Source organism: Acidovorax sp. Root275 (genome assembly GCF_001428965.1).
In the GTDB taxonomy this organism is placed as follows: domain Bacteria; phylum Pseudomonadota; class Gammaproteobacteria; order Burkholderiales; family Burkholderiaceae_C; genus Acidovorax; species Acidovorax radicis.
In genome coordinates this window covers 114,932-121,361 of the sequence record NZ_LMJH01000011.1, presented here as the reverse complement: position 1 = coordinate 121,361, position 6,430 = coordinate 114,932, and the positions used below count along the sequence as shown (strand labels likewise).

Sequence of the window (6,430 nt, the reverse complement as noted above, 5' to 3'; positions counted from 1 at the left end):
CTAGATCCGAGGCGTTTTCGCGCGCCTTTCGGGCTCGGCTAAAAAACTCTCAGCCTCTGAGCCCTTTCCGGGGCGCTCCCAGAAAAAAGAAAAGGGCCGCTGTGTGCGGCCCTGATCGGGATCTTTGAGGACGCTCGCCTGGTTTCAGGCTGCCTTGCGAAACGGCTCCGCAGGTCGCTGCAGCTTGCCATGGGGCAGGGTGGCCAGGCGCGAGAACATGCGGCGCACGTAGCCACGCACCCACAGGCACTTGTTGAGTTCGTCCACGGGCAGCGGGCCCGACACCACCACGATGTCGTTGGCCACGTCCTGCGCTCCGGCGGCGCGCAGGCGGCGGCGCGTGTTGTTGGCCCAGGACTGGATGCGCGTGGGGCTGCCGTGCTGGTGCACCTCGCCCGTGTGTGCGTCGAACGCAATGGCCACGGTATCGGTTTTCAGCTTGAACCTGCGCTCACCCGTCACGGCACTGGGCGCCTCGCGCATGTCGTAGAGGTAGTAGCTGCCTGCCTTGAGCTGGTATTGCATGTCCATGGGTGTGTTCCTCTTTATCGGCATTGTCGAGGGCGCACGGTGCAGGCAATGGCAGGTAAAACGGTGGGAAAGGGGCTCTTTTTGGGAGCCCTTCGCCAAGGGCCATGCTGGTTTCTGTGCGCGTGCCATTGTGGCGGCGCGTCGGCGCCACCGCGCGAAACTTGAGGACGATGTCGTAACGAGTTGTGAGTGAAGTGTTTGGCGCGTCTGGCATTTGGTTGCGCCCGGCGGTTGCGTTGCCCAAAAAGGCGTATGCGACTGGCGCGGCCCACGCCAGAGCAGCCAAGCAAGGGCCGCCCCGCAGCGAGGGCTGCGTCCCCCTGCCCGTGCAGCGCAGCGGAGCGAGAGCGGGGGGAAGGCGCGCAGCGCCTCAGGGGGGTGTCCCTGCTAGAAATCCACCAGGCTCAGCCCCACGCTGAACACGGTGCGCTTGCGGTTGTAGTCGATCATGCTGTCGCCATAGCCGCTGAACAGCTGCGTGTGCAGGCGCAGGTTGCTCTTGTTGCCAAAAAGGCCCGTGCCCACGGTCTGCAGCCATTCCAGCCGGACCGAGCCCCGGTCGCTGCTCGACAGCGAGTGGCGCAGCGTGGCGCCCACGGTGTTGTCCTTGTTGACGTTCCAGAATGCCGACAGCTCGCCCCGGCCGATGTAGTCGCTGATGCCGGGGTTGTCGTCGCTGCCCGAGCTCTCGGGCACGCGCTTCCAGATGCGCGCGTTCACGCTCACGCTGTTGCCCAGTTCCATGCCCGTCATGAGGTACGCCCGGTTCCAGCTGCGGGACAGGGGTTTGCTCTGGCCATTGGACTGGTGCACCAGTCCGATGCCGCTGTAGCGCCACTTCCAGCCAAACGGCAGTTGGGCCGTGGTGGGGTAGACATACATGACCTCGGGCTCATGGTCGGTGGCGCGGAAGGGGCGCGAGATCTGGGGTGTGAACAGCTGCCAGTACGACTGCTGCGAGTAACCGAACCACACCGAATCCTTGAGTGTGGGGTGGCCCTGCGTGAGCAGGCCTTGCGCGACCTTGGTGCGCACCGACAGCTGGATGCGGTTCTCGGTGCGTCGGTAGGGCGTGGACTCGGTGGCCGAATGGTCGGCCGCATCCGATGTGGGCTGGCGGTTCACGTTGCTCGACGCCACCACCGACACGGTGATGGGCCGGTAGCCCCGGAAGCTGAAGGTGCCGCAGTCGCTGCCCGACTCCAGTTCCCAGAAGCGCGAGAGGTCGCTGTACTGCGGGTCGCGGCAGCCCTCGGTGCGGGCCACATCGATGACGCGGGTGGCGGGCAGGGTGGTGTCCACCGGCGGTGGCACGGCCGTCGAGGCCGTGGCGCCGGGGGCGTTCCAGCCTTGCTGGTCGGTGGCCCACTGGTCAAAGCAGGCCAGGCGCGCCTGGTTGTCGTTGGACAGCGCGGCGCAGCGGCGCCAGGCGCCGTCGGCGCCCGTAGCGGGGGCTGACGCTGCCGCGCCACTGGCGGGCGTGGACTGCGCCAGCGCGGCGCCCGCAGGTGCCAGCGCGGCGGCCACCAGCAGGGCCAGCGTGTGGTGCCGGGGCCTGCCGCTGCGCTGTGGTGCTGGCGCGGTGGTCATTGCCAGCCCGCCTGCTTGCGCAGCACGAAGGGAGCCGAGGGTGCCGAGGGGGTGGGGTTGGCGTTGTTCCATGTTCCGCGTATTTCCTTGCCGCAACTTCCATCGACCACCTGGCCTGTCCAGGTGGCACTGATGTTCGTGCCGTTGATCGATTCTTCCAGCGTCAGGTCGCCGCCATCGGCGTCTCCGCTGACCAGCGCCGTGGCGCCATTTCTTTGCACGGTGCCGCGCACGCTCTGTGCCAGCTCGGGGTGCGGACCCAGTTGCAATGTGGCGGTGGCGCCAGTGGCATCCGGGGCTACGCCCTGCAGCTGGGCCAGCCAGCGCCCTTGCAGGTGCTGGTGGTCCAGCTCTGCCGTGGACGGGCATGCTGCCGTGGATTGTGGTTCATTTTGGCTGCTAGCGCTTGTAGGATAAGCGCTGATAGCTATCAAAATTAAAGCAACCCCCATCAGGGGCGTGGGCCGGTGGGTGCGGGGCTCCATGGGTGGGGTGCGTTGTGGTGGGTGCCGTGGCTGCAGGGGCGCTCATTCCGGGGTGGCTGCCGCCGCCGCGTTGGCGGCCGTGGTGGCCTGGGCCTTGGCGGCAAATTCCGCGCGCAGGGCCTTGAGCTTTTCGCGCGGGTCTTCGCGGGCGGTGGTCTTGTCCAGGCCCATCTCGGCGATGAAACGGCTGGGCTGCGCGGCCACCATCTCGCGGCCCTTCTTGCGCCGCTTGGTCCAGCTCACCGCCAGGGTGCGCTGCGCGCGGGTGATGCCCACGTACATCAGGCGGCGCTCTTCCTGCAGGCGCTGCAGCGTGTCGTCGCTCACCTTCTGTTGCCGGCCTTCGTCGTCGTCGAGCTTGAAGGGCAACATGCCTTCGGTCACGCCCACCAGCACCACGTGGGGCCACTCCAGCCCCTTGCTGGCATGCAGGGTCGACAGCGTGACCATGTCCTGCTCTTTTTCGCGCTCGGAAATGGTGGAGAGCAGTGCGATGGTCTGCGAGACCTCCAGCAGGCTCTTGGTTTCCTTGGCCACCACGGCGCCTGCGGTGTCGTCGATCTCGCCGCCCGCGCGCTGGGCCATCCAGTCGCAGAACTCCATCACGTTGCTCCAGCGGGCTGCGGCCACCTTTTCGCTGTCTTCGTTGTCGTACAGGTGCTGCTCGTAGCCGATTTCCTTGAGCCATTCGTTCAGAAACGTGCGGGCTTCTTCCGCGCCGTGCGTTCGGCGCGCGCTGTATTCCAGATAGTTGATGTAGCGGCCGAACTCGTGCAGGCCGTCCATGGCGCGCTTGGGCACCGCTGCTGGCAGCATGCCGTTGAACAACGCGCCAAACATGCTCTGCTTGTGCTGCGTGGCAAACGCGCCCAGCGATGCCAGCGTGGTGTGGCCGATGCCGCGTTTGGGCGTGGTGATGGCGCGCAAAAACGCCGGGTCATCGTCGTTGTTGATCCACAGCCGGAACCAGGCGCACAGGTCCTTGATTTCGGCACGGTCAAAAAAGCTGGTGCCGCCCGATACCTTGTAGGGGATGTTCGCCTTGCGCAGCGCCTTCTCGAACGGCTTGGCCTGGTGGTTGGCCCGGTACAGGATGGCAAAGCCTTTCCAGTCCGGTGGCGGGTTGCTGGCGGCCCGCAGGCTTTGGATGCGGGCCACGGCGCGTTCGGCCTCGTGTTCTTCGCTGTCGGCATCCACCACACGCACCGGCTCGCCTTCGCCCAGCTCGCTGAACAGGGTCTTGGGAAACAGCTTGGGGTTGGGTCCGATCACGTTGTTGGCCGCACGCAGGATGGCGCTGGTGGAGCGGTAGTTCTGCTCCAGCTTGATGACCTTGAGCTGCGGGAAGTCGATCGGCAGCTTCTTGAGGTTATCCAGCGTGGCGCCGCGCCAGCCGTAGATGGACTGGTCGTCGTCGCCCACGGCGGTGAAGTGGCCTCTTTCGCCCACCAGCAGTTTCAGCAGTTCGTACTGCGTGGCGTTGGTGTCCTGGTACTCATCGACCAGCACATGGCTGAGCAGGGCCTGCCACTTGGCGCGCACTTCGGGGAAGTCGCGCAGCAGGCGCAGCGGCATGCCGATCAGGTCGTCAAAGTCCACGCTCTGGTAGGCCGCAAGGCGCTCTTCGTAGCGCGCCATCAGCGTGGCGATGATGCGCTCGTTGTCGTCCGCCGCCTGGGCCAGCGCCTGCTCGGAGGTCAGGCCCATGTTCTTCCACTTGCTGATGACCCACTGCCACTGGCGCGCCGTGGCCATGTCGGTGGTGCCCCCCGAGGCTTCCTTCAGGATGCCGGTCACATCGTCGGCATCCAGGATGCTGAACTGGGGCTTCAGGCCCAGCACCACGCCATCCTCACGCACCATGCGCACCCCCAGGGCGTGGAAGGTGCACACCAGCACATCCTTGGCGCGCCGGCCGATCAGGCCCTTGGCACGCTCGCGCATCTCGGCGGCGGCCTTGTTGGTGAAGGTGATGGCGGCAATGCGCTGGGGGTCCATCCCCTTCTCGATCATGTGGGCGATCTTTTGGGTGATCACCCGCGTCTTGCCCGAGCCCGCGCCGGCCAGCACCAGGCAGGCACCGTCGGTGTAGTGGACAGCCTGAAGCTGGGCGAGATTGAGACCGGCAGACATGGGAAGGAAGGGGGCTGAGCCGTGGAAGGCAGGAAAAGGAAGGCGGCGTGGGCCCCTGGGCGGGCGGCGGCGGGGCCAGATCGTGCCGCGCAAGGGCGCAATGATACCGGCGCAGTCCGGCAGCCTGCGTGCGCCCGGATATGGCAACCCACGCAAGGTGGGCGGCTGACGCGCCCCTGACAGGAAGCCGCCTCCGGCACCTGCCGGGCCAGGCGCTCCGGGAAACCCCGCTAGGGGCTTTGTTTTCACAATTTGATACTGGCTGGCCAGTACATCCCTCAATGGGATGGGTGTGTTGTGAACCGAGCCCCACCATGAACTCCTCTGCCTTGACTTCCACCGTTCAGACCGCCGCACCGGGCATCCCAGGCCCGCGCCGCCCCCGGTGGCACCACAACGCCTGGAGCGCCGTGGTGGCGGCCAGCGTGCTGGCCTGCACAGCCCTGCTGCCCGTGCAGGCCCAGATCGGCAGCACGGCGCCCGTGCGCATTGGGGTGGTGGGGCCGTTCACCGGGCCCTCGGCCGACTTTGGCGTGCCCATGCTCAATGGCATCAAGCTGGCCGTGGATGAGATCAACGCCGTGGGCGGCTACCTGGGGCGACCGCTGGAGCTGGTGATCAAGGACGATACGGCCAATCCGGACCAGGGCCGCAAGGTGTCGCAGGAACTGATCAGCGAGAAGGTGGTCGCCACCATCGGTTTTTGCAACACCGGCGTTGCGCTCAAGGCCATCGACCTGTTCCAGGAGGCCAAGAGCCCGCTCATCGTGCCGTGCTCCACGGGCACGGCGGTCACCGCCAAATATCCCGCTGCAGACAGCTACATCTTCCGCGTGCAGGGACGCGACGCGATCCAGGCCCCTTTCATGGTGGAAGACATCGTCAAGCGCGGCTGGGACAAGGTGGCCATCTTTGCCGACAAGACCGGCTACGGCGAAGGTGGCTTCAACGATGTGGTGGCTGCCCTGGCGGCCAAGAACCTCAAGCCCGTGCACGTGGCGCGCTTCGACCTGGGTGTGAAGGACCTCACGGCCGAACTCACGGCCGCCCGAGCCGCCGGGGCCAATGTGATCCTCAGCTACACCGTGGGCCCGGAAAACGCGGTGATCGCCAATGGTAAGAAGGCGCTGGGCTGGAAGGTGTCCCAGGTGGGGCCATGGACGCTTTCGTTCCCGTTCTTCCTGGAGGGTGCCAAGGACGCCGCCGAGGGCGCACTCATGGTGCAGACCTTCATTGCCGAACCCAGCAACGAACGCCGCGCATCGTTCCTGTCGAGCTACACCCGCAAGTACCACGGCAAGGTGGCCGTGCCCATGGCGGCCGCCAATGCCTATGACGCCACTTACCTGCTGATGTATTCCTTCCTGGGCGTGCGGGACGGCAACCTCAACGGCAAGGCCGTCAAGGAGTCGCTGGAAGGCAAGATGAAGACCTACTACGGCGTGGTGTCCACCTACGACAAGCCGTTCAGCGTGCAGGACAAGGATGCCATCACGCGCAACATGCTGGTGATCGGCATGGTCAAGAACGGCGCCATCACCTTTGCCTACCCCGAAGACGCCAAGCGCAACCTCATCATCCAGCGCAAGCAGTAAGGCACCCACGGCCGTGGCCGTGGTGGTTGGGGGATCACCGTTCGCGAACCCTCCCCCCTGACGTTGCGCTGACCACCGCCCGGGGCTGGGGGTCCT

General features: G+C 66.1%; 5 protein-coding genes. 1 reads left to right on the top strand and 4 read right to left on the bottom strand.

The window, feature by feature from the left end; translation table 11 throughout:
- Window positions 1-144 precede the first annotated feature (144 nt).
- The 4 genes from ASE52_RS24025 to ASE52_RS24010 all read right to left on the bottom strand — a co-directional run bounded on the left by ASE52_RS24025 (window position 145) and on the right by ASE52_RS24010 (window position 4,739).
- Entirely contained in the window at window positions 145-531 is a 387-nt protein-coding gene (locus ASE52_RS24025; protein ID WP_057229863.1) for a hypothetical protein, read from the bottom strand.
- Window positions 532-918: 387 nt separating this feature from the next.
- Window positions 919-2,121 (bottom strand): phospholipase A, encoded by a 1,203-nt coding sequence (locus tag ASE52_RS24020; protein WP_198928164.1) that lies wholly within the window; start codon window positions 2,119-2,121, stop codon window positions 919-921.
- The gene (locus tag ASE52_RS24015) at window positions 2,118-2,606 is read right to left on the bottom strand and encodes a hypothetical protein (protein WP_057229859.1); all 489 of its coding nucleotides are present in this window, start codon (window positions 2,604-2,606) and stop codon (window positions 2,118-2,120) included. The genes ASE52_RS24020 and ASE52_RS24015 overlap by 4 nt, the downstream gene beginning before the upstream one ends.
- 42 nt (window positions 2,607-2,648) lie before the next feature.
- Window positions 2,649-4,739, bottom strand: a complete 2,091-nt coding sequence (locus tag ASE52_RS24010) for a UvrD-helicase domain-containing protein (RefSeq protein ID WP_057229857.1) — start codon at window positions 4,737-4,739, stop codon at window positions 2,649-2,651.
- Window positions 4,740-5,053: 314 nt separating this feature from the next.
- On the opposite strand from ASE52_RS24010, the gene ASE52_RS24005 reads away from it, so the two are divergent.
- Entirely contained in the window at window positions 5,054-6,334 is a 1,281-nt protein-coding gene (locus ASE52_RS24005) for an ABC transporter substrate-binding protein (RefSeq protein ID WP_057229855.1), read from the top strand.
- The last annotated feature ends 96 nt before the right edge of the window (window positions 6,335-6,430 follow it).